The sequence below is a fragment of the Sphingomonas sp. DMC6 genome (assembly GCF_056314225.1).
On sequence record NZ_JBQUYT010000001.1, the window covers coordinates 164,646 to 187,849 of the forward strand.

Here is a 23,204-nt window from a genome sequence, read left to right on the forward strand (position 1 = left end):
TATGGTTGCTTCAGATGCGGATGCGCACAGGCACCGATTTGGCGGCGGGCGTTTTCGATGCCTGGTCGTGATGATCCAGCGCAATCAACGGGTTGAGCTCAGGGTAATAGCCGGCGATGCAACCGTCAGGCAGGCGGAAGGGGAGGACTTCCAGCCCCTCGACTACGCGCTCCACGCCGTCGTCGGCGTCGCTGACCAGCGCCACGCGCTGGCCCTCCACCAGCCCGGCGCGGGCCATCTCCTCCGGGTTGATCAGCACCACGTCGCGCTTGCCTTCGATGCCCCGCAGCCGGTCCGAATAGCCATAGACAGTGGTGTTGAACTGGTCGTTCGAGCGCAGCGTCATCAGCCGGTACCGACCGTCGGCATCGGCAAAGCCGGTCGCGTTGAGCGCGCCGGGCACGGTGAACTCGGCCTTGCCGCTTTTCGTCAGCCATTTGCGGTCGCGTGCGCTGTTGCCCTTGAAGAAGCCACCGGGCGTGAACAGGCGTTTGTTGAAATCCCGGAACTTGTCGGGATAGGTCGTCTCGATCGCGTCGCGCACCAGCGCATAGTCGCCCACCCATGCGTCCCACGGCACATTGGGATTGGGGGCCAGCGTCTCTTTCGCGATCCCCGCGACGATCGCCATTTCGGACTTGAGGTGCTGGCTGGCGGGCTTGGCCTTGCCGACCGAGCCATGGATGCAGCTAAGGCTGTCCTCCATCGTCACCACCTGGCGACCGGTCGCCTGCACATCCTCTTCAGAGCGGACGAGGCAGGGGAGTAGATAGGCGGTCTCGCCGCAGAACAGCTGGCCGCGGTTGAGCTTGGTGGCGATCTGCACGGTCAGGTCCATGCCGGTCCAGGCGCCTTCCATCAGCCCGTGGTCGGGCACCGCGCGCAGGAAGTTGCCGCCCAGCCCCAGGAAAGCGCGCACCTTGCCCTCGACAATCGCCTGGCAGCCGGTGACGGTGCCCAGCCCATGGTCGCGCGGCGGCTGGAAGCCATATTGCTCGGAAAGCTGGTCGAGCGGGACGAGTTCGGGATTCTCCGCAATCCCCACGGTGCGCTGGCCCTGCACATTCGAATGGCCGCGCACCGGCGACACGCCCGCCCCCAGCCGGCCGATATTGCCCCGCAGCAGCATCAGGTTGACGACACTGGCGACATTGTCGAACCCGCGGACATGCTGGGTCAGTCCCATGCCCCAGATCCCGATGGCGCGTTCGGCATGGATATAGACTTCGGCCGCGGCGATCAGGTCGGCGCGGGGCAGGCCGGTCTCCGCTTCGATTGCTTCCCAGCTCGTGCCGCGCACCTTGTCAGCAAAACCGTCGAAGCCATGCGTGTGCGCGGCGATAAAGGCGTGGTCGATCACGCCGCCGCGCCGGTCCTCCTCGGCCAGCACATGCTTGCAGATGCCCAGAATCGCGGAGATGTCGCTACCGGGCTTGAGCTGATAATATTGTGACGAAATCTTGGTCTTGCCGCCCGTCATCATCTGGAGACTTTGGGGGTTGCGAAACTCCAGCAGGCCCTTCTCGCGGATCGGGTTGAAGGTGACGATCTTCGCGCCGCGTTTCACTGCGCGGGTCAGCGTGTGGATGAAGCGCGGGCTGTTGGTGCCGGTGTTCTGGCCGAAGAAGAAGATCGCATCGACATGGTCGAAATCCTCCAGCAGGCAGGTGCCGACCGGCGCGCCGATCGTTGTCTTCAACGCAACCGAGGTGGTCTCGTGGCACATGTTCGAGCTGTCGGGCAGGTTGTTATGGCCATAAAGCCGCGCGAAGAGCGCCCAGGCATAGCTGGTTTCGAGACTGGCCTTGCCCGATGCGTAGAAGATCGTCTCGCGCGGAGCATAGCCTCGTAGCTTCGCGCCAATTTCGCGGAACGCCTCTTCCCAGGTGCAGGGGGCATATTTGTCGGTGGCGCGGTCGTAACGCATCGGCTGCGTCAGGCGCCCGGCCTGTTCCAGGTCGTAATCGCTCCAGCCGCGCAGTTCGGCCAGCGTGTGCTGCGCGAAGAATTCGGGCGTGGCGCGGCGGGAGGTCAGATCCCACATCGTCGCCTTGGCGCCGTTCTCGCAGATTTCGAACATGTGAGGCTTGGCCGGCTTGGTCCAGGCGCAGGAGGTGCACATCACGCCGCCGGGCTTGTTCTGGCGCAGCAGCGTGGAAAGCGCCTCGGCGCTCGGCTTTTCGGCACCGGCAACCAGCGCCATGCCGCGAACCGATCCCCAGCCGCCTTCGGCACCCGAATAGTGAATCGTGCCGTCCTTCGCTCTGGCCATTGGTTCGTCTCCTCGTCCGCCGCATCCGCACTATACTGGCGCGATCCGATCTGCCTATCTGTCCCGGTGATTGGAAGTTTCGACCGGATCGATCGCGCGGGATCGCACCTGCGCACGGAACGCCCGCTCGCGCAGGAAGTGCCAGTCGCGGTCGAGCTAAACGGCATCGGCTATGCCGTGATGATGGCGACACCGGCGGATCTCGAGGATTTCGCGCATGGCTTTGTCGCGGCCGAGCGGCTGGGCAGGGTGGCGGACGTCGAGGTCCATGCTGCGGAAACGGGGATGCTGCTGCGTGTCACGCTCGACGATCCGGCGGTGGTAATCGAACGGGTGCGGCACCGCACGACCGATTCCGCCTGTGGGCTGTGCGGGGTCGACGCGCTGGAGGCGGCTATGCGCCCGCTTCCTGCAGTAACGACGACGAGTGTCGCGACGGCCGAGGCCGTTTTTCGCGCGGCCGATGCGCTGGGTGACTTTCAGCCGCTCAACCGCGCGACGGGCGCGGCCCATGCGGCGGCGCTCTGTGCGCCCGATGGCACGATCCGCCTGGTGCGGGAGGATGTCGGCCGCCACAGTGCCATGGACAAGCTGATCGGCGCGATGTTGCGCGCGGGGCTTGGCTGGGACGGGGGATTTGCGCTGGTCAGCGCGCGCTGCTCGTTCGAGCTGGTGGAAAAGGCTGTGCTTGCGGGATGCCCGTTGCTGGCCGCGATCTCGGCACCCACCGAATTGGCGGTGGAGCGGGCGCGGGCAGCTGGCATGGCGCTGGCGGTGCTGGTGCGGCGCGATTCGCTGTTATGGGCAGCCGCATGAAATTGCTGGGCGCCGTGCTGGCGGGCGGCGAGGGGCGCCGCTTTGGGTCAGACAAGGCCATGGCCATGCTGCGCGGCAAGCCCTTGATCGATCATGTGGCTGCGGCACTCGAGCCCCGCTGCGCCGCAGTGCGGATCTGCGGGCGTGATGACCTGGCCGACCGGCCTGGGCCAGGGCTGGGGCCGCTCGCCGGGATCAATGCGGCGTTGCATGTCGCGGGCGCCGAAGCATTTGACGCCGTGCTTGCCAGCCCCTGCGACACGCCGATCCTGCCGCCCGCACTTCTGGATTTGCTCACGAGCGCACGGAAGCCGGCCTATATTGCCCAACTGCCGCTGCTCGGTTTCTGGCCTGCACCGTTGGGCAGCGCGCTTGATGCGTATCTGGCTTCAGGTAAGAGCAGGTCCGTGCGCAGCTGGGCAGATTCCGTCGGGGCGATAGCGATTTCGTGGCCTGATCCGCTCCCGAATGTGAATTTTCCCTCTGATCTGACTGACCTTTACGGTCTTTCTCCGTAGTTTCGGTCGACGCGCCAATCGGTTAAGTGTTGAGGCAGAAGCGGGCGGGAGGCCCGGGACGGGGATCGCCATGCAAAGCCTTTTCGATGCGTTTTGGAGCGGCAACTATTCGCCGCATGGCTATTGTCTTTTCTGGCAGCCCCCACTGCTTTATACCCATATCGTGGCCGACGCGCTGATCGCTCTCGCCTATTTCTCCATTCCCGTCGTGCTGGTTTTGCTCATCCGGCGTCGGCGTGACTTGGCATTTGGCTGGGCATTCTGGTGCTTTGCGCTGTTCATCATGGCATGCGGGTTCACGCATGTGATGTCGATTGTAACGCTCTATGTCCCGCTTTACGGGCTGGAGGCGTTGATAAAGGTTGTTACCGCAATTGCATCCATTGCGACGGCCATTCTTATTTGGCCGTTACTGCCGCGGGCCATCGCCTTACCTTCTGCGGATAAGTTACGGGAAGCAAACGAAGAACTTGCTGCGCTGGTGGCGCAGCGCGATGCTGCGCTGGGTGAGTTGCAGCAGGAGGCGGAGCAGCGCCGGGCGGTGGAGGCGGCGCTGTTGCAAGCGCAGAAGCTGGAGGCGGTGGGGCATCTTACCGGCGGTATCGCGCACGACTTCAACAACCTGCTGCAGGCGATCGCCGGCAATCTCGAGTTGATCGCGCGCAAGCCCGGCGATGAGGACCGGGTGGTTCGCTGGACGTCGAGTGCACTCGACGCGGTGGAGCGCGGGCGCCTGCTTACCGGCCAGCTGCTGGCCTTTTCCAGCAAGCAGCGGCTGGATGTGAAGTCGGTCCGGCTTGCTGAATTGCTGGGCGGCATGGCGGGGCTGGTCGAGCGTGCCGTCGCGCCGCTTAGCCGGGTGCGGATGGAGCGGATCGACCCTGTCTGGAATGTACAGACCGATGCGCTGCAGCTCGAACTCGCCGTGCTCAACCTGGCGTTCAATGCGCGCGATGCGATGCCAGAGGGCGGCGTTCTGACGATCGAGGCGGAATTGCGCAGCGGCCGGCCGGCGCCGGACCTGGCAGAGGGCGACTATGTCGCGGTGACGGTGTCGGACACCGGGACCGGCATGACGCCCGAAGTCGCCGCGCGTGCGGTCGAGCCGTTTTTCTCGACCAAGGGCGTCGGCAAGGGCACGGGCATGGGCCTGTCGATGGCGTTCGGCGTGATGCGTCAGTCGGGCGGCACGCTGACCATCGACAGCGAACCCGGGCGGGGGACGGCGATCACGCTGTTCCTGCCGCTTGCCGCTGCCGAACCGCGCCGCGATACCGGCGACGACGCTGCGCACGACGTGCGTGTCAGCATCGAAGGTGCGCGAGTGGCGCTGGTCGACGATGACGATCATGTGCGCGCGACACTGGCAGACACGCTGCGCGCTGCCGGGGCGCTGGTGGAAGAGGCGCCCGATGGTGAGCGCGGCATCGCGCTGGTCCGCGCCGGGCGGTTCAATGTCCTTGTGGTCGATTTCGCGATGCCGGGGCTCAGCGGCAGCGACGTGGCCGAGCAGGTTCAGGCAGTCGATCCCGGACTTCCGGTAATCGTGGCCACCGGCTTTGCCGATTCCAGCCGGTTGGACGCGATTGCCGACGGAAATGTGACCGTGTTGCGCAAACCGTTCGAATCACAGGAATTGCTGCGCAGAATCAGCCAGGTGATGCGACGCTAAACGGGATTACGGCAGCGCCCGCCGCAACTCCTCGATCCAGGTCGTCGCCACGCTATCCGACGGTGCCCGCCAGTCGCCGCGCGGGCTCAGCGCTGCTGCGGGCGAAACCTTGGGTCCGTTGGGCAGTGCCGACCGCTTGAACTGGCTGATCTGGAAGAAGCGGAACAGGAACGTTTCCAGCCACTTGGCAATCGTCGCCAAATCATAGGCGTTGCGCCCCTCGGCCGGAAAGCCGATCGGCCAGGCGCCTGCCTCGGCATCCTTCCATGCGTGCCACGCGAGGAATGCCACTTTCGAAGGCTTCAGTCCGAACCGCGCGATGTGGTGCAGGAAGAAATCGTGCAGTTCGTAGGGGCCGATGCGGTCCTGCGTGCTCTGCATCTTGCCGTCTGCATCGGCGGGCACCAGTTCCGGAGAGATTTCGGTATCGAGGATCGACAGCAGCACCTCCGCCGCCGCCCCGGTGAACTGCCCGCTCTCGACGCTCCAGCGGATCAGATACTGGATCAGCGTCTTGGGTACGCCGGCATTGACGCCATAATGGCTCATCTGGTCGCCGACGCCATAGGTCGACCAGCCCAGCGCCAGCTCCGACAAGTCGCCGGTCCCTAGCACGAAGCCGTGATTCTGGTTGGCGAGGCGGAACAGATAGTCGGTGCGCAAGCCCGCCTGCACATTCTCAAACGTGATGTCGTAGACCGGCTCGCCACCGGCAAAGGGGTGGCCAAGATCGGCGAGCATCTGGCGTGCGGCCGGGCGAATATCGATTTCGGCAGCGGTGATGCCGATTGCGCGCATCAGCGCCCAAGCGTTCGACTTGGTGCCGTCGCTCGTGGCGAAGCCGGGCATGGTATAGCCCAGAATATCGGTACGGGGGCGCCCCAGCCTGTCCATTGCCTTGGCGGCGACGATCAGCGCATGGGTGGAATCGAGCCCGCCCGAAATGCCGATCACCAGCGTCTTGCTCCGGGTCGCGGCGAGCCGCTGGCGCAGCCCTTCGACCTGAATGTTGAAGGCTTCGTAGCAATCCTCTTCGAGCGCTGCGGGTGTATTGGGCACGAATGGAAAGCGCCGGATCGGCCGGATCAGCCCGCGATCGGCAAAGTCAGGCTGATGGTCGAAGGCGATGCGGCGGAAGCGGGTTTCCGGGTGGCCGGCATTGCGCGCGTTGTCGTTGAACGTGCCGTCGCGCATCCGCTCCAGCCGCAGCCGCTCGAGGTCGAGATCGGCATAGGTGATTTCGGTGGTCAGCTCGAACCGCTCCGACGCCGCCAGCTTTTCGCCAAATTCATAGATCAGGCCCTGGCCATCCCAGGCAAGATCGGTGGTGCTCTCGCCCGGTCCCGATGCGGAATAGAGATATGCGGAAATTGTCCGCGAGCTTTGCGAGGCGCATAGCAATTCGCGCTCGCGCCCCTTGCCGATCACGATGTTGGAAGCAGAGAGGTTGCACAGCACTAGCGCCCCCGCCATCGCGCCTTCGGTCGAAGGCGGCTGCGGCGCCCAGTAATCCTCACAGATTTCGATATGGAAGACGAAGTCGGGCAGGTCGGTTGCCGCGAACAGCAGATCCGGACCGAACGGCACGGTCTGGCCGGCAATCGTGATGTCGAGGTCGCTGAGTCCTGCGCCAGAGGCGAACCAGCGCTTCTCATAATATTCGCGGTAATTCGGCAGATAGGTCTTGGGCACGACACCGAGGATGCGCCCGCGCGCGATTGCCACCGCACAATTATATAGCCGCCCGCCGCGCTCCAGCGCCGCGCCGACCAGTAACACCGGCTTTAGGTCACGGCTCGCCTCTACGATCTCCGCAATGCCTTTGCGGGTCGCGGCCAGCACCGCATCCTGCAGATGCAGGTCGTCGATCGCGTAGCTGGTGACGTTCAGCTCCGGGAAGACGAGGATGTCCGCCCCCTGCGCATCGCCCTGCTGCGCCAGCGCGATCGTGGCGCGGGTATTGGCGGCGGGATCGGCGACCGTGCCGACCGGCGTGCACACGCCAGCGCGGATCATGCCGTGGCGGTGCAGCGCGAAAAAGGGATGCGGATCGGCCATGTCCGTCTCCTATGCCGGGGACAAGACCATGCCAACCCCGCGGGCGCTGGATTGATCCGGCAGGGAAGGGAGCGTGCTCCCCCTCAGACCTTGGCCGAAAAGACCATCCGCCCCGGCCCGAGCCGCTCGAACACCTTGGCAAGCTGGCGCTCGCCCACGGCGAAGCAGCCCTGGCTGCGGCCGAGCTTGCCGTGCTTGGCGATCATGTCGGGGTTTGCGTACCATGCCGAATGGATCACGATGGCGCGTTCCAGCGCCTTGTCGTTGGTCGGGTCCAGGCCGATGAGCCGCTGCGAATCCCCATGCTTGCCGACATAATAATCGGCGGTCAGGAACGCGCCTTCGCAGGTCGCTTCGGAATTCACTTCGTTGGAGAAGCGATGCAGCAACCCGGTATGCCCCGGATCGGAACCGATCCCGTGCGCGACCAGGAAGCTTTCTACTTCGCCGGTGCCCATATTGACCAGGTAGAAACGCGGCTCGGACGAAGACTTCGAGAAATCGGCGATGGCGACGCGATCGTGTCGGTCGACGCGCATGGAATGGCGGTCGAGCGCGGCGGTCACTTGCCGGAACAATTCCGGCCGAATGCCCGGCGGGGTGGCACGGGCGGCGGCGGCCACGGTGGGCGCCTTCGGGATGGCGGCAACTTCAACCGGCTTTACCGGCGGTGGCACCGGAACCGGCGCGGCTGCTGCCGCAATACCCACCGTCCGTGATGCGCAGGAAGAAACCACTGCACCGCTTGCCATCACCAGCGCTGACCTGAGCAGCGCGCGGCGCGATTGCGCCGATCCGAACTTGTCCATCACCGTGTGTTGCGCCCGCTACAATATACTAGCCCCGGAAACACCCTATACCAAAAAGGGACTTAGCGGGGGCCTAAGGGATTCCATCTCCGGCTGCGACTCGGCGCAACTGACACCCGGTTCGCCGAAGCAGCGTGCCGAAAGGGGACGTTCGGCTGCGCCGCCACCCCTCGCTTCCCGCTTTGCGATTCGGCAAAGCCGTAAATCTGCGTTAACCACGATGCGGGGGCCTGGGGGGCTTCGCACGGAATTGGGGGAGTTCGGGTTTCGCGATGCGCGGCTTGATGCGCGGCTTGATGCGCGGCCTGCTGATCCTGCTGCTACTGGCCTGCGCTGCGACGCCCGCGGCGGCGCAGCGGCTCGCGTTGCGCAACGGCCAATATCGCTGGTTTGAGGCACCGGTAATGCTTCGCACCGGCGGGGTTGCCGGCGGTGTCTCGATTGCGGTCAGCATTCCCGAGCAACGCGCCTATGTCTATCTGGGCGGGCGGCTGATCGGCGTGACCACCGTGTCCACCGGCATGCGCGGCCATGGCACGCCGCCGGGCGAGTACACGATCCTTCAGAAGCAGGTGTTCCATCGCTCGAACCTCTATTCGAACGCGCCGATGCCTTACATGCAACGGCTCACCTGGACCGGCATCGCCCTGCATGCCGGGCATTTGCCGGGCTATCCGGCGTCGCATGGCTGCATCCGCATGCCCCGCGCCTTTGCCCGTACGCTGTATGACCTCACCGAAATCGGCGCGGCGGTTACGGTGGTGAATCACCGGATCGACGCAGTGCCGCCGGCAGCGTTCCCGCCGCCGGTGCAGGTCGCCCAGCGTGCACCGCGCCGGTGGGAGAATGCGGTCGCTTCCGCGCCGCTTCCTTCCATTCCTTATCCGCAGCCGATTCTGGTTGCCGATACGCGGGCGCTGAACGGTGCGGCGTTCGAGATCCTGACCATGGCGGGCGATCCCCCGGTCGGCACGGCCGAATGGGTGACCGATGACGATCCGGCGATGCGCTGACCTCAAGAAAATTTACGCACGCGATTTTCTCCGGATCGGCTAGAGGCGCGGATATGACGATGAGCTATTCCCAGGCAGTGACGGCGCTGATCGATGTCGGGCGGCGACTGGATGCGCGCGGCTGGGCCCCGGCGACCTCCGGCAACTACTCCGTGCGGCTCGACGATGGCAGTTTCGCGCTAACCGTGTCGGGCCGCCATAAGGGGCGACTGACGCCCGACGGCATCATGCGGATCGACGGGGAAGGAATAGGCCTCACGCCGGGCAAACCCTCTGCGGAGACCGAGCTGCATCTGGCAGTCTATCGTCTGTTTCCCGAGACTGGCGCCGTGCTGCACGGCCATTCGCCGCAGGCAGTGGGGCTGAGCCGCGCCGCGACGGAGGTCGATGCATGGGTGCTGGCGGGCCATGAGATGTTGAAGGCCTATCCGGGCCACACCACGCATGCCGCCGAAGTGCGTCTGCCGATCGTCGACAACAGCCAGGACATGGCAGTCATTGAAGCAGCGGTGCGTCCCGCATTGCTGGCGCCGGGCGCGATTCCCGCCTATCTTATCCGCAGCCACGGGCTTTACGCCTGGGGCAAGGACGTGGACGAGGCAGAGCGCGTGCTGGAGGCGACCGAATGGATGATCGCCGCAGAACTTGCCGAACTCGGCTTCAAACAGGCGTGGATGCGATGAGCCAACTCCGAATGTTCGCCGAAACGGGTGACGCACCGCTGCTCGACACCCGCGACCCGATCACGATCGCGGAAGAACTGGGCGCGATCGGGGTCCGGTTCGAGCAATGGCCGCTGCGCGCGATCCCTGTCGACGCCGATCAGGATGCGGTACTCGGTGCGTTCGCGCCCGAAGTGGACCGGTTGAAGGCGAGCGAAGGTTATCAGTCGGTCGACGTGGTCCGGATGGTGCCCGATCATCCCGAGCGCGCGACGCTGCGCGCGAAGTTCCTGTCCGAACATCGCCACGCCGAGGACGAGGTGCGCTTTTTCGTCGAAGGCGAGGGGCTGTTCACCATGCACGCCCGCGGGCGTGTTTATGCGGTGCTCTGCACGGCAGGGGATCTGATCTCGGTGCCGGCGGGCACGCCGCACTGGTTCGACATGGGCCCGGCGCCGTTCTTCACGGCGATCCGGCTTTTCACCAACCCCGATGGCTGGATCGCCCAGTTCACTGGGGATGCAATCGCCGATCGTTTCCCGCGCCATGAGCCCGTTGCCGCCTGAGCGCAGCCAGCCGAGTTTTTGTTCATGACCCAGCCCAAGGCCGTCCTGCTCGATATCGAGGGGACAACCAGCAGCATCGCCTTTGTGGCGGATGTGCTGTTCCCCTATGCCCGCGCGCATCTGGCCGGCTATGTCGCCACCCATGCGGAATCGGTGGCACCGATCCTCGCCGCGGTGCCGGGCGACGACAAGGTTGCGACGCTGCTGCAATGGATCGACGAGGACCGCAAGGAAACGCCCCTCAAGACGCTGCAGGGGTTGATCTGGGAACGGGGCTATGCCGATGGCACGCTTCAGGGCGATGTCTATCCCGACACGCCGGAGGCGCTGCGCCGCTGGTTCACCGCCGGGGTGGCGATATTCATCTATTCCTCGGGCTCGATCGCGGCGCAGAAGCTGATCTTCGGCCGCTCAATCGCGGGTGACCTGACGTCGTATCTCTCGGGCTATTTCGACACGACCACCGGCCCGAAGCGCGAAGCGGCCAGCTATGCGAAGATCGCTGACGCGACCGGCTTCGCGCCGCCGGAAATCCTGTTCGTCTCGGACATGCAGGCGGAAGTCGATGCCGCCCGCGCTGCCGGGCTGGGCGCGCTGCTGATCGATCGGCAGGGCGGCCCCGCCGACATCCACTCGCTCGCGGAGATTCGCCTGTGATCCTCGAAGACAAGCACACCCGCTCGATCGCGCGCACCGCAGACGGGCAGGGGGTCTGCATCCTCGACCAGCGGCAGCTGCCTTGGGAAATCCGCTGGGTCGAACTGCGCGACCTGAATGCGGCGGCTGTCGCGATTAGGGAGATGTGGACACGCGGCGCGCCGATGATCGGAGCGACCGCTGCCTATGGTCTCGCCATGGCACTCTCCGTCGATGCCAGCGACGCCGGGCTCAATGCCGCCTATGCGACGCTGGTCGAAACCCGGCCGACAGCGATCAACCTGCGCTGGGCGCTCGATCAGGTTCGGGCAGCGGTGCAGCCGCTGCCCGTGACCGAGCGCGCTGCTGCCGCGTTCGCCCGTGCCGACGCGATCTGCGATGAGGATGCCGAACTTTGCCGCGCGATCGGCGAGCATGGGCTGGGCCTGCTGCGCGAGCTTCATGCGAAGCACCCAGATCGCCCGCTCAACATCCTCACCCATTGCAATGCCGGCTGGCTGGCGACGGTCGATTATGGCACCGCGACTGCGCCGATCTATCTCGCGCATGATGCCGGCATCCCGGTGCATGTCTGGGTCGACGAGACGCGGCCGCGCAATCAGGGGGCGCTGCTCACCGCGTTCGAGCTGCGCAACCACGGCGTGCCGCACACGGTGATCGCGGACAATGCCGGCGGCCTGTTGATGATGCAGGGGCAGGTCGACGCGGTGATCGTCGGGACCGACCGGGTGACCGCAAACGGCGATGTCTGCAACAAGATCGGCACCTATCTGAAGGCGCTGGCGGCGCACGACAACGGTGTGCCTTTCTATGTCGCGCTGCCCTACACGACGTTCGATCCCGCGACCGCGACCGGCGCCGACATTCCCATCGAGAACCGCGCGGCAGAGGAAGTCACCCGGCTGACCGGCCCGGACGAAAGCGGCCGCATCGCGACGGTTCGGGTCACGGATTCTCCCGCGCTGAATCCGGCGTTCGACGTGACCCCGGCGCGGCTGGTAACCGGCTATATCACCGAGCGCGGGGTGCTGGACCGCATCTGAGGCTTCACCCCTGCCGCGTCCGCCAGTCCCGCACGCGCGCGATCGCCTCGTCCAGCACCGCGTCTTCCTTGACGAAGCAGAAGCGCACCACGTTCGTCACCGCATCCTCGGCATAGAAGGCCGATACGGGGATCGTCGCCACGCCTGCCTCGTCGACCAGCCGCTCGCTGAACGTCACATCGTCCATCGCCAGTTCCGACGCGGTCAGATCGACCGACAGGAAATAGGTCGCCGCGCTCGGCAGTACCGCCAGCCCCGCGTCGCGCAGTCCTGCCGCCAGCCGGTCGCGCCCGGCCTGGAACCGGTGGCGCGCCGCCTGCACCCAGTCATCCTGTGTCGCCAGCCCTTCAGCCACCGCCCATTGCAGGTTGGGCGGGGTGGTGAAGGTGAGGAACTGGTGCGCTTTGGCGACGACGCGGGCGAGCGGCGGCGCTGCGCACATCCAGCCGACCTTGAACCCGGTCAGCGCAAAGATCTTGCCCGCGCTGCCGATCTTCACGGTGCGTTCGCGCATGCCCGGAAAGCCGATCAGCGGCAGGTGCCGGGCGCCGTCGAAGGTGACATGCTCCCAAACCTCGTCGCAGATCGCGGTCAGGTCGTGCGCGACGCAAAAATCGGCGAGCATCGCCAGATCCGCGGCGCTGGTCATCGTCGCGGCGGGATTGAGCGGATTGTTGAGCAGAATCAGGCGGGTCTTCGCCGTCACCGCAGCCTCCAGCGCCGCGCGCTCGATCCGCCATTCGGGCGGGCTGAGGCGCACGAAGCGCGGCACGCCACCCGCACGGCGGATAAGCGGGACATAGGCGTCGTAGAGCGGCTGGAAGCACAGCACTTCGTCGCCCGGGGTGATCAGCGCGAAAAGGGCTGCCGCCAGCGCTTCGGTCGCGCCCGAAGTGACGATCACTTCCTCGGCGGACAGGTCCAGCCCCTGGTGCCGGGCATAGTGATCGGCCACGGCCTGGCGCAGTTCGGGCAGGCCGGCCATCGGAGGATACTGGTTCGATTTTTCCAGCACGGCGCGGGCGGCTGCCTCCAGCACCGCTTCCGGCCCCCGTCCGTCGGCAAAGCCCTGTCCCAGGTTGATTGCGCCGCGCGCTCGCGCGCGGGCAGACATGGCTTCGAAGATGGTTGTGCCCATCGAAGAATAGATCGGGTTCATCGCAGTCTGCTATTGCGGGCTGCGCTTGCGGGTTGCAAGTGTAGGCTCAGTGGCCGCATGGAAGGCCCGTTGCGTATCGTGCGTTGAATAAAGGATACCCATGACCAGCAAGTCGCCAGTCCAGAAGGACCAGAACACGCCGCAAAAGACGGAATCGAGTGGCGATGGCGAAGCGATGGCCGCAGTGAAGGAAATCGCGGAAGCCAAGAAGCGCCGCATGCCGACCACGCGCCAGATCGGCATGGGCGCGGCGATCGGTGTGGGATCGGCTGCAGTCGTCGCTGGCCTGCTTTACTGGCGCGGTGGCCGGAAGGACCGCAAGTAAAACCTCCCAGATGCAGCGCGGCGATGGCTGGCATCCGCCCACTGCCGCGCCGCGCATCTACACCCTAGGTGCGGGAGCGTAAGCGGCGCCTAAACCGCCACTTCGCATTCGGTTCGGCCTTCCGTGCCGAACAGCCGCAAATAGCGCGCGATCACTTCCGGATCGCCGGTCGCCTTTGCCGGGTTATCGGACAGCTTGACCGCCGGGCGGCCATCAGCCGCACTCACCTTGCAGACCAGCGAGATCGGCTCCAGCCCGGCGTCGCCATCGGGGTCGCAGCCGCGAAAGTCGTTGGTCAGGTTCGTGCCCCAGCCGAAGCTCATTCGCACGCGCCCGGTAAAGTGCCGATAGGTGCGCTCGATCGAATCCACGTCCATCCCGTCGGAGAAGATCAGCAACTTGCTCCCCGGATCGCGGCCCATGGCCTGCCACCAGCGGATGATCTGCTCGCCGCCTTCGATCGGCGGCATGCTGTCGGGCCGGAAACCGGTCCAGTCCGCCACCCAGTCGGGCGCATTTCGCAGAAAGGCAGTGGTGCCGAAGGCGTCGGGCAGGGCGATCAGCAGGTTGCCGCCATAATGCCGGCGCCATTGTTCGAGCACGCGGTAGGGCGCGTCTGCCAGCGCCGTATCGTCGAGCGAAAGGGCGGCTTCCACCATCGGCAGTTCATGGGCGTTGGTGCCGATCGCCTCGAGGTCGGCGTCCATCGCCAGCAGCACGTTGGAGGTGCCGATAAAGCGGTGGCCAAGTCCTTCCTTCAGCGCCTCGACGCACCAGCGCTGCCACAGAAAGCCGTGCCGGCGCCGGGTGCCGAAATCCGACAGGACCAGATCGGGCAGCAGGCGCAGCCGTTCCACCTTGTCCCACAGCTTCGCCTTGGCGCGGGCATAGAGCACATCGAGCGCGAACTTGCCCTTGTCCCGCATCGCGGCGCGCGAACGCAGCTCGTTCAGGATGGCGAGCGCAGGGATTTCCCACATGGTCGTGTGCGTCCAGGGGCCAACGAACTGGAGCAGATACTGGCCATCGTGCTTTTCGAGATGATAGTCGGGCAACCGGAAATCGGCCAGCCAGGCGATGAAGTCCGGCGCGAACATCTGGGTCTTGCCGTAGAAGCTGTTGCCGGCAAGCCAGATCAGTTCTTTCTTGCCGAAGCGCAGGCTGCGGGCATGGTCCAGTTGCGCGCGAAGCTCGCCCTCGTCGATGCTGTCGGCAAGCCGTACCGTCTGCGTGCGGTTGATCACCGAGAAAGTGACATGGGTGCCCGGGTGCAGATGGCGGATCATCTGCAGCATCAGCAGCTTGTAGAAATCGGTATCGAGCAGGCTGCGGACGATCGGGTCCAGCCGGAAATTATGGTTGTAGGTGCGGGTCGCGATGTCGGTGACGGCCATGCCGCCCGCCTAGCCGATCGGGGGCGGCTGTGCACCGCCCCTCGCACGTTTTTCCCGGCGGCGGTCAGCGGGTGAGGTAGAGATCCTGCAATTTGCGGCGCTCGACCGGTCCCAGCCCGAGCGCGTCGCGCAGATAACCGTCCGCGCCGTCCTTGTGTGCGTCGACTACGGCAAATGCCGCTTCGATATAGCTGCGGTCGGCGGCCAGCAGCGGGCGCATTACCGCCGGCGGCAGCGATGCCAGCGGATTGGCCGGATTGGGAGCGCCCCCCATCAGCTTGGCAGGATCGAGATAGGTGTTGGTGAGGAGATAGTCCTCGATCACCGTTTCCCGCGGCACGCCCAGCGCCGTCAGCAGGAGCGCGGCAGCGATGCCGGTGCGGTCCTTGCCGGCCGAGCAGTTGAACGCGAGCGGAGCGTGCCCGGCCAGCAGCTCGCCGAACATGCGGCGATACTGGCCGTTGAACTGCGCAAGCATGCGCGGATAGGACGCCGCCATGGCGCCTTGCACCTGTTCCGGCGTCCAGTCTTTCGGGCTGCCGGCGGGAAGGAAGCGCAGGTCGAGCGCATAGTCATCGCTCAGCACGCGCGGCATCTCCGCGTTCGGCCAGCGCACCGGTTCGGCGGCGCGCTCGCGGCTGTCGCGCAGGTCGCACACCACACGGATGCCAAGCCGTTCCAGATAGCCGAAGTCGCTGTCGGTAAGGCCGTGCATCGAGCCCGACCGAAACAGCATACCCCATTTGACCATGCGGCCATCGGCAGTGCGATAGCCGCCCAGGTCGCGGAAATTGCGGCCGCCCTGGAGCGGCAGCAACCGGTCATGCGCGACCGGTGCTGCCGCTGTCTGGGCAGATGCGGGGAGAACATGCGCAGCCGGGCTCGCCAGCAACGATGCAGTGAGCAGGACGAGACGTACCTGGTTGCGCATGGCATCCTCCCCGTTGGTGCGCGATCAGAACCGCAGATTGACTTCGCCGCCCCAGGTGCGCGGCTCATTGAAAAAGCCTTGCAGGCCCGCAGTGGTGCTCAGCGATTTGTAGAAAAGGTGCTGTTCGTTGAAGAGGTTGCGTGCCCAGACCGAGAAGGTGACCCGGGTACCTTCCGCAACCAGTATGTCGGCCACGCTGAGGCGACCGTTGAACAGCAGCGCCTTGTCGCCCTTGGGCTGCGACACCACGACCTGACCGGTCTTCGTGTTGAAAAGCGGGTCGTTGTAGTTGGCGTAATAGCCCGAGTCATAGTTCGCATCGAAATGGGCGGCGATCGAATAGCCGATCATCGGCACGATGTAATCGATCGAGCCGCTGGCCGAATGCTCGGGCGTGTAGACCGGATAGATCGGGATCGCGAAGGGGATGACCGTGCCGTCGCTCTGGCGGAACGGGTTCTTGGTCGCCGGGATCTTCACGCTGTTGTACGAATAGCTCGCGCCCAGCGTCAGGCCGTTCACCGGGGTGACGGTGAAGTCGGCTTCGATGCCCTTCACGCGCCCGGTACCGGGAGCGTTATAGGTCTCGGTGGTGGTACGCAGCGTGGTGAGCAGGTGCCCTTGCGCATCGAACTGCTGGTACTGGGCGCTGAAGTCGAGCTGGATGTTCTTGTAGGCACCGGTGTAGGCGGCCAGGTTGAGGCGCGCGCGGTGGTTCCAGAACTCGGTCTTGGCGCCGATTTCGAACATCGACAGCGTTTCCGGGTTGAACGGCGCATAGAAGAGCGAGCGCGAATTGGCGCCGCCCGACTTATAGCCGGTGCTCCACTTGCCATAGACATGCACGTCGCGCGAAACGTCGACCGCCAGATTGACGAGCGGGTCGACACGCGACCAGGAGGCGTTGAGGTTCAGCGGCGCCGTGACGCCGTTCACCTGCGGCGTGGCACCGTTGATGATGAAGAGCTGGCCCTTCTTCTTGTCATTGGTCCAGCGGGCGCCCAGCGTCAGGTGGAGAATATCGTTCGCCACGGACGGGGTATAGGTCGCCTGGCCGAACACGCCATAGCTGGTCGTCTTCACGCGGCTGGCACGATCGATACGCTGTGCGGCATAGTCGAGCGACAGGATCTTGTAGACGCTGCCGGCGGCATCGGTGAACTGGTTCGTCGCGAACGCCTGGGCGTTATCGTCCACATATTCGTGGTAATAAAGCGCACCGGCGACGAACTTCACGCGGCCCATATCGCCGATCGCCTGCAGTTCCTCGCTATACTGGTCCTGGTTGAACATGGCCAGGCTGTAGCGGCTGAAGGGGGTGCCGGTGAAATCGACAGTCCCGTCTTTCTTGGGCTGGGTAATCATTGTCGTCGAAGCCGAGCCATTGTCATACTGGCTCTGGGTAAGTTCGCGATACGAGCTGATCGACTTGAGCTGCAGCCCCGGCATCACCTGATAGTTGAGGGTCAAGCGGTGACCGTGCGTCTTGCCGACGCTGGGCTGTTCGGGCACGCCGACATTCGACGTGGTGGCGCGGCTGCTCTGCACCGTCGCGGCAGCGGCCGTTGGCAGCGAACCCGGCGCCAGTAGCTGCAGGTAGAGCGAGGTCGAGGCGTCGTAGGAAATGTCGAACGAATAGTCGGCACTGAAGCCGTCAACCGGCTGCCACAGCGCCTGGGCGTGGAGGCCGCGCTTGTCGAAATAGTTGAAGCCATAGGCGCTATCGAGTCGGTTCTTCACCAGCGCATTGCGATAGGTCACCAGCCCGTCGACCTTCACCGAGATATTTTGATAGCTCGGCAGGTCGAGATGCACTTCGCCCTTATAGGCGCCGTAATTGCCGACGCCGGCAGTGGCGTTCAGGTGTAGTTCGCCGCTCGGCTTCTTGGTGGTGATGTTGACGGCGCCGCCTTCGGTGTTACGGCCGAACAGCGTGCCCTGCGGGCCCTTGAGCACTTCGATGCTCTGCACGTCATAGATCGCGGCGCCGAGGCCCTGGGCGCGGCCCAGATATACGCCGTCAATATAGACGCCGACGCCCTGATCGCGCGCCGGCTGGTTGCTGTCCGACAGCACGCCCACGCCGCGAATGTTCACGATCAGCGCCGAGTTGCGCGAGTAGAAGGGGGCGACCTTGAGCGACGGGATCGCGCCGTCGCCCAGATCGACCAGCGATTGGACGTGGCGGTTCTCGATGCCCTTGCTATCCAGAACCGAAATCGCGATCGGCGTGTTCTGGAGGTTTTCCGGGCGCTTCTGGGCAGTCACGACGACTTCGGTCAGGCCCTGGTTATCGTCATTGTCTGCGTTCGCAGTTGCCTTGGTTTCCTCATGATCGTTGGCGAACGCCGGCAGGGCGCCGAGCGACAAGGTGAGGGCGGTGGCCGCAAGCAGGCGTGCCGTAGTCGAATTGACGATGATCATGGAAAATCCCCCGGTTTCGAATCGGGATCTTTTCTGGCGGTGCAATATGTAAGGTGCGTTGCGTTTTGGAAACGGTTTGGAAACTAACAGGACATGCTTCTGTTACGGAATTGCGGCAAGCACTGCAGTCGATCCTGGTTATTTTGGCAATAATACAATATCTTGTGGATTGTCATTCAACGGAATCACGTGCGCTCCACGATCCGTGGCGAAGGCCTTCTCGAGCCGGTAATTGCCCCCGATAGCCAGCCGCGCCTTCGGGCAGTTCGCAGTTGCAGCAGCCAGCGTAAGCGTCACCGCACCGGTGCTGCGATCAAGCGCTACTGTTTCGAACTTGCCCGCTTCCAGCTCCAGCCAAAGGCGCTGCGGTGCCAGGAAGATGCGGGTACGGGCGCTGTCGCGCGGCTCCATCACGACCTGCGCATTCTGCTGGCGCACCGTGCCGCCAAAGCCGATCCAGCCCCATTCGGGATGCTCCACCAGATAGCTTGCCGCAGCAAAGGCGTGGCCGAAGAAGCTCATCCCGTAGTCACCCGAATAGGCGTCGAACCGCATCAGGTCCGGATAGGAATGAAAGGCGCAGGCGCCGAATCCTTCCTGATCGATATTGGTCAGTGACCCCATCAGCCCGCCATAGGCGACGCGCAGCAGGTGGAAGTCGTCGGGGTCACGGCGATAGGAATCGAACAGCGGCAGCGCGTTGATCGACGAACCATAATGGTGGAGCTGGCGCTCGACGCGCGGGGTCTTGCCAGCGTAGAGAAAGTCCCAGTAGCGCCGCGCGCTGCCGTTATAGCCCCAGTGCGGCACCAGCGGGTCATAGCCCAGGATCACTTCGCGGGTCAGGGCTGCCTTCGCGTCGTCCCCAAAGTGGCGCATCCAGGCATAGACTTCCTCCTGGCCCGTCGAATCCCACGGCATTTCGCTGCCGAACGGATAGGCCTCGCCCCGCCAGCGATCCGCGCGCGTGCGCATCATGGCCTCCAGCGCATCCGCTTTCTCCGTCCAGCCCTCGCGGCGCAGGTCCGAAAGAATGGCCACGAAGACATCGCCTTCCATCTGGCCGAAGGGCAGATAGTCGGGCGCCAGCCGTGCCATGGCGAGCGTCGTTTGTAGCGCGCGCTCGAGATACCAGCGCCAGTCATGCGCCTGGACAAGGCCGACATGGTTGCGCGCGAGGCGATAGAGTACCCATTGCGCCGCCGCGACATGGACATAGTTGAACGAGCGGACCACCGAATCCGCCTGATCCGGCTTCCAGCTTGCCCAGGTGGACCAGTCGATTGCCGGATCATAGTCCTGCGGTCGCGCCGGATCGTAATGAAACAGGCTCTTGCGCACGCCATAGGCCGCCGGTCCGTCTGGCGCCTGCAGCCTTCGTTCGATCACCTCGACATGGAACCGCTCGAACTTCGCGACCTCGGCAGGGTCGGGATTGTCGAGCTGCTTCATGATCGCAGCCAGCCAGCCGCCGGCGCCGCCTTCGTCGCTCAGGCCGGCGATCCAGACGCGCTGTTCCTGCGTGACAAGGGCATTGCGCTCGCGATCGTAGCTCATCAACGACGGGCTGCGGCCGAAGCGGTCGGCGGGGTTTTCGTACCATTGCCGGGTGAACAGGAAGCGGCCGAGATCGCCTGCCACGGTCTGGAACGGCTTGGTGACGAAATAATGGATCGTCTGGCGCATGCCGTCGTGATGGACGAGCGTCAGCCGCGAGCGGCCCCAGCGCTGGCCGGTGACGCGGTACCGCTGCCACGTGCCGGCCGGCTCAGAGGCAGAGATCGCCAGTGCGCCTTCGGGATGTACCTCCATCGATCGCACCGGGCCGGACGCCTTGACGAACAGGTCGGCGGGCAAGTCGGTGGGGACGACATAGCCGGGTACGCCGATCGCCAGCGGCATACCGGCACGCGCGCGTGTTTCTTCCAGCGCACGGATCGACGGCGACGCCACGAGCCGCAGTCCGAAGCGGCGCGTCTCGCCGGGTGCCAGCGTGAAGCTGGTTGGCGTGTTCCACTGCTCCGCGCTCTGCCATTCTCGATCGGCGAAGCCCTTGCTGGCGACCATCCAGCGATAGAAACCTTCAAAGGTCAGGCCCCGCTTCGTCCGGTCGCGCAACAGCCCGTCGCCGTCGGCGACTGGCGCCCATGCCTCCAGCGGCGTGCCGGGCTCCGGCAGCACCAGCAGCGCGGGGCCCTTACCGTTGAGGCGCGTGACCTGCACATGACCTGCGTCGAGACCGATATAGGGATCGGTGAAGCTGGCGGCGGCGTGCGCCTGTTCCAGCGTGCGGTCGGTCAGAATGTTGTCGAACACCATCGCAAAGCCGAGTCCGCCTATTTCAACGGGTTGGCTCGAACGATTGCGAATCGCGGTACGCAGCACAATGGCATCGCCATCGATCGCCCAGCGTCGTTCGACGGCGAAGGGGGTGCTGGGGGGCAGGGCCGGGGTCACATCCAGGGCTGCGAATTCACCGTCCAGCAAGGGCAGCGTTGGCAGCTTTGTCCGGTGGAAGGCCGTGGAGACATCGAGCCAGTCGTGACCGTTGCGGTACCGGATGTCGCAGTCGCCCAGAGCATAATGGCCCGCTAAAGCCTTGTCGTGCAACACTGGTACGAAGCTGAAGTCGGGCGACCCGGCCCGCGAAAGCTGCGCGAGCACGCCGGATTCCGGGCAAAGGGCGAGTACCCAGTCGCCCATCGCCGCCCGTCCAGCCTCGGCCGTGCGCGGAAAGCCGGCGATGCACAGGGCGCCGGAAACACACAAAGCTTCCCGCCGATCAATCCGCATGTCTGTCCTCAGTAGAATACCGTATTCCTTTTGCATACAGCGCCCATGCGGTGCAAGGTTACGCACATTATGGACGGCGCGCTTGCCTTGGCGCGAGAATACGGTATACGAAATTTTCAATCTCAGGAGTCCGTTTTCGATGAGTGCTTCCACGACGCTATGGACCGGCGTCTATCCCGCCGCGACGACCCAGTTTGCCGAGGATCTCTCGGTTGACATCGCCGCGACTCAGGCCACCCAAACCGCTTTGGTCGATGACGGCGTCGACGGACTGATCCTGCTCGGCACCTGCGGCGAGAACAACTCGCTTGAGCCTGAGGAAAAGCGTACCGTTCTGAAGGCTGGCGTCGAAGCGGTTGGCGGTCGCGTGCCGCTGGTCGCGGGTGTTTCCGAACTCACTACCGCGCGCGCCGTAGCCTATGCCCGCGAGGCAGAGGCGATCGGTGTCGATGCGCTGATGGTGCTGCCGGCCATGGTTTATGTACCCACCGTTGCCGAGCTGGAAGCGCACTTCCGCGCGGTTGCGGCGGCGACGTCGCTGCCGATCATGCTCTACAACAATCCGCCAGCCTATCGCGTGCAGATCGATTTCGAAACGCTGGAACGGTTGTCGGACGTGCCGAACATCGTCGCGGTCAAGGAAAGCGCGCCCGATCCGCGTCGCTTTACCGACGTGCTCAACCGGTTCGGTGATCGTTATACGGTGATGGCCGGTCTGGACGATATCGCGCTGGAAGGGCTGATGCTCGGCGCGTCTGGCTGGGTTTCGGGCCTGACCAGCGCTTTCCCGGCGGAGTCGGTGCGACTGGTCGCAGCCTTCAACGAGGGCCGATGGGAAGAAGCGCGCGAAATCTATCGCTGGTTCATGCCGTTGCTGCACCTCGATGCCGAACATGATCTCGTCCAGTCGATCAAGCTGGCCGAGCAGATCATGGGCCGCGGCAGCGAGCGCGTGCGCATGCCGCGCCTGCCGCTGGCCGGGGAACGCCGCGCGCAGGTGATCCGCTGGGTCGAGGAAGCGGCAGCCACCCGGCCGAGCCTTCGCCTGCAGGTCGCAGCCTGACCGTGATGCGCCACCATTTCTTCTGCATCGACGGCCACACCGCGGGAAATCCGGTGCGGTTGGTAACTGGTGGCGCACCGCTGCTGCGTGGCGGTGACATGCTAACGCGCCGGGCGGATTTTATAGATCGGTTCGACTGGATTCGTACCGGCCTGTGCTTCGAACCGCGCGGGCACGATATGATGTCCGGCGGGTTCCTCTACCCGCCGACGCGCGAGGATGCCGATTGCGGCATTCTGTTCATCGAGACGTCGGGCTGCCTGCCGATGTGCGGCCATGGCACGATCGGCATGGTCACCTTCGGACTTGAGCACGGTCTGATCACGCCGCGCACGCCCGGCCAGTTGCGTATCGAAGTGCCGGCCGGGCTGATCGATATCGCCTATGGCGCCGAGGGAAACCGCGTGCGCTGGGTGCGGATTCGCAATGTGCCGGCCTATGTTGCCGTCACCGACGTGCGGATCGAGGTGCCCGGCTTCGGGCCGCTCAGCATCGATGTCGCTTATGGCGGCAATTACTATGCGATCATCGAGCCGCAGGGCGCCTATACCGGGCTGGACGATCTGGGTGCGTCGCGGATCGTCGAACTTAGCCGCACGATCCGGACCCTGATGCGGGCAGCTGTCGAGCCGGTGCACCCGCTCGACGACCGGATCCGCGGCGTGAGCCATGTCCTGTGGGCCGATGCGCCGAAGGGCGAGGGCGCCGACGGCCGCAACGCGGTCTTCTATGGCGAACGGGCGATCGACCGCAGCCCCTGTGGCACGGGCACGTCGGCACGGCTGGCGCATCTGGTGCACAAGGGCCGTCTGAACGCCGGCGATCGCTTTGTCCATGAAAGCTATATCGGTAGCCGATTCATCGGACGGGTCGAGGAAATCACGACCGTCGGCGACCTTCCGGGCATCATCCCCTCGATCGAGGGATCGGCAGTGGCGACCGGCTTCAACACAATCTGGATCGACCGCGAAGACCCGTTCTGGGCGGGCTTTTCGGTCGTCTAACGACATTCACAATACAGGGGGGAGG

Annotated in this window: 19 protein-coding genes; 11 read left to right on the forward strand and 8 right to left on the reverse strand. The window is 64.8% G+C overall.

Translation table 11 applies throughout. The annotated features are described in order from the left end of the window. Positions 1 to 10: 10 nt before the first annotated feature. Positions 11 to 2,272, reverse strand: coding sequence for an FdhF/YdeP family oxidoreductase (locus ACT53M_RS00690; protein WP_476230789.1), 2,262 nt, complete (start codon positions 2,270 to 2,272; stop codon positions 11 to 13). A gap of 66 nt (positions 2,273 to 2,338) precedes the next feature. Between ACT53M_RS00690 and fdhD the strand changes: the two genes are divergently transcribed. The 3 genes from fdhD (at position 2,339) to ACT53M_RS00705 (ending at position 5,278) form a co-directional block, all read left to right on the forward strand. Then, a complete protein-coding gene (gene fdhD, locus ACT53M_RS00695; RefSeq protein WP_476230790.1) occupies positions 2,339 to 3,088 on the forward strand; it encodes a formate dehydrogenase accessory sulfurtransferase FdhD in 750 nt (249 codons plus the stop codon). Next, positions 3,073 to 3,606 carry a molybdenum cofactor guanylyltransferase gene (gene mobA / locus ACT53M_RS00700; protein ID WP_476230791.1) on the forward strand — a complete coding sequence of 178 codons (534 nt, stop codon included), beginning with the start codon at positions 3,073 to 3,075 and terminating at the stop codon, positions 3,604 to 3,606. Before fdhD ends, mobA begins: the two co-directional genes overlap by 16 nt. A gap of 70 nt (positions 3,607 to 3,676) precedes the next feature. Continuing rightward, positions 3,677 to 5,278 carry an ATP-binding protein gene (locus ACT53M_RS00705; protein WP_476230792.1) on the forward strand — a complete coding sequence of 534 codons (1,602 nt, stop codon included), beginning with the start codon at positions 3,677 to 3,679 and terminating at the stop codon, positions 5,276 to 5,278. 6 nt (positions 5,279 to 5,284) lie between these two features. On the opposite strand, the gene ACT53M_RS00710 is transcribed toward ACT53M_RS00705, so the two are convergent. Then, the gene (locus ACT53M_RS00710) at positions 5,285 to 7,336 is read right to left on the reverse strand and encodes an NAD(+) synthase (protein WP_476230794.1); all 2,052 of its coding nucleotides are present in this window, start codon (positions 7,334 to 7,336) and stop codon (positions 5,285 to 5,287) included. Between the two features lie 83 nt (positions 7,337 to 7,419). Beyond that, the gene (locus ACT53M_RS00715) at positions 7,420 to 8,145 is read right to left on the reverse strand and encodes a murein L,D-transpeptidase catalytic domain family protein (RefSeq protein ID WP_476227414.1); all 726 of its coding nucleotides are present in this window, start codon (positions 8,143 to 8,145) and stop codon (positions 7,420 to 7,422) included. Between the two features lie 296 nt (positions 8,146 to 8,441). On the opposite strand from ACT53M_RS00715, the gene ACT53M_RS00720 reads away from it, so the two are divergent. The 5 genes from ACT53M_RS00720 to mtnA are packed head-to-tail and all read left to right on the forward strand — an operon-like array spanning position 8,442 to position 12,086. Continuing rightward, complete coding sequence (locus ACT53M_RS00720) at positions 8,442 to 9,158, forward strand: L,D-transpeptidase family protein (protein ID WP_476230795.1); 717 nt, start codon at positions 8,442 to 8,444, stop codon at positions 9,156 to 9,158. 59 nt (positions 9,159 to 9,217) lie between these two features. Continuing rightward, positions 9,218 to 9,841, forward strand: a complete 624-nt coding sequence (gene mtnB, locus ACT53M_RS00725) for a methylthioribulose 1-phosphate dehydratase (protein WP_476230796.1) — start codon at positions 9,218 to 9,220, stop codon at positions 9,839 to 9,841. Then, positions 9,838 to 10,386 carry a 1,2-dihydroxy-3-keto-5-methylthiopentene dioxygenase gene (locus ACT53M_RS00730; protein ID WP_476227417.1) on the forward strand — a complete coding sequence of 183 codons (549 nt, stop codon included), beginning with the start codon at positions 9,838 to 9,840 and terminating at the stop codon, positions 10,384 to 10,386. Before mtnB ends, ACT53M_RS00730 begins: the two co-directional genes overlap by 4 nt. Before the next feature lie 24 nt (positions 10,387 to 10,410). Next, positions 10,411 to 11,043 (forward strand): acireductone synthase, encoded by a 633-nt coding sequence (gene mtnC / locus ACT53M_RS00735; RefSeq protein ID WP_476227418.1) that lies wholly within the window; start codon positions 10,411 to 10,413, stop codon positions 11,041 to 11,043. Continuing rightward, a complete protein-coding gene (mtnA, locus tag ACT53M_RS00740) occupies positions 11,040 to 12,086 on the forward strand; it encodes an S-methyl-5-thioribose-1-phosphate isomerase (protein WP_476227419.1) in 1,047 nt (348 codons plus the stop codon). Before mtnC ends, mtnA begins: the two co-directional genes overlap by 4 nt. A 4-nt stretch (positions 12,087 to 12,090) precedes the next feature. On the opposite strand, the gene ACT53M_RS00745 is transcribed toward mtnA, so the two are convergent. After that, a complete protein-coding gene (locus tag ACT53M_RS00745; RefSeq protein ID WP_476230797.1) occupies positions 12,091 to 13,245 on the reverse strand; it encodes an aminotransferase in 1,155 nt (384 codons plus the stop codon). Between the two features lie 100 nt (positions 13,246 to 13,345). On the opposite strand from ACT53M_RS00745, the gene ACT53M_RS00750 reads away from it, so the two are divergent. Further along, complete coding sequence (locus tag ACT53M_RS00750; protein WP_476230798.1) at positions 13,346 to 13,570, forward strand: hypothetical protein; 225 nt, start codon at positions 13,346 to 13,348, stop codon at positions 13,568 to 13,570. An 89-nt stretch (positions 13,571 to 13,659) separates the two neighbouring features. Here ACT53M_RS00750 and pncB read toward each other — a convergent pair whose 3' ends face one another. The 4 genes from pncB to ACT53M_RS00770 all read right to left on the reverse strand — a co-directional run bounded on the left by pncB (position 13,660) and on the right by ACT53M_RS00770 (position 21,112). Continuing rightward, positions 13,660 to 14,964 (reverse strand): nicotinate phosphoribosyltransferase, encoded by a 1,305-nt coding sequence (pncB, locus tag ACT53M_RS00755; protein ID WP_476230800.1) that lies wholly within the window; start codon positions 14,962 to 14,964, stop codon positions 13,660 to 13,662. Between the two features lie 64 nt (positions 14,965 to 15,028). Then, positions 15,029 to 15,895 carry a tyrosine-protein phosphatase gene (locus ACT53M_RS00760; RefSeq protein WP_476230802.1) on the reverse strand — a complete coding sequence of 289 codons (867 nt, stop codon included), beginning with the start codon at positions 15,893 to 15,895 and terminating at the stop codon, positions 15,029 to 15,031. 24 nt (positions 15,896 to 15,919) lie between these two features. Beyond that, positions 15,920 to 18,319, reverse strand: coding sequence for a TonB-dependent receptor (locus tag ACT53M_RS00765; RefSeq protein WP_476230803.1), 2,400 nt, complete (start codon positions 18,317 to 18,319; stop codon positions 15,920 to 15,922). A gap of 138 nt (positions 18,320 to 18,457) precedes the next feature. Continuing rightward, positions 18,458 to 21,112, reverse strand: a complete 2,655-nt coding sequence (locus ACT53M_RS00770) for a DUF5695 domain-containing protein (protein ID WP_476230804.1) — start codon at positions 21,110 to 21,112, stop codon at positions 18,458 to 18,460. Between the two features lie 139 nt (positions 21,113 to 21,251). On the opposite strand from ACT53M_RS00770, the gene ACT53M_RS00775 reads away from it, so the two are divergent. Both ACT53M_RS00775 and ACT53M_RS00780 read left to right on the forward strand, forming a co-directional pair. After that, a complete protein-coding gene (locus ACT53M_RS00775; RefSeq protein WP_476230805.1) occupies positions 21,252 to 22,175 on the forward strand; it encodes a dihydrodipicolinate synthase family protein in 924 nt (307 codons plus the stop codon). Between the two features lie 5 nt (positions 22,176 to 22,180). Then, a complete protein-coding gene (locus ACT53M_RS00780) occupies positions 22,181 to 23,179 on the forward strand; it encodes a 4-hydroxyproline epimerase (RefSeq protein ID WP_476230806.1) in 999 nt (332 codons plus the stop codon). Positions 23,180 to 23,204 lie beyond the last annotated feature (25 nt).